This window comes from Bacillus sp. mrc49, assembly GCF_002803435.1.
Genome location: NZ_PHNG01000096.1, coordinates 1 through 326 on the forward strand (window position 1 = coordinate 1; position 326 = coordinate 326).

Annotated in this window: 1 pseudogene; it reads right to left on the minus strand. The window is 65.6% G+C overall.

Features of this window, described 5'->3' with window-relative positions:
• Positions 1-326 (minus strand): annotated as a pseudogene (locus CVN76_RS00650) (malonate transporter subunit MadM); the annotation flags it as partial.

Consider the following 326-nt stretch of genomic DNA (forward strand, 5'->3'; position numbering starts at 1 on the left):
CATGCTCACCGCATCGCGATACCCGAAGGCCCAGGCCATGCACGCGCCGACAATGAACGGCAGGATGGTCCCGAGCAGCAGCGCGATCACGCCGATCAACCCGGCCTTCTTCGCCTCGGTCGCCTGCACTTCGAACGCCGTCGCCACAATCGCGAAATCCCGCAGCATCGCCCCGCCCATCAGGCCGATGCCGGAGAACAGCGTCAGATCCGCCAGGCCTTTCTGGCCGCCGGTCATGGTGCCGCCGACCCAGGCCAGCACCAGACCGATGACGATAGCGATCGCCGAGCCGTGAATGCGCCCGAAGGTCAGACGTTTGGAGAGAA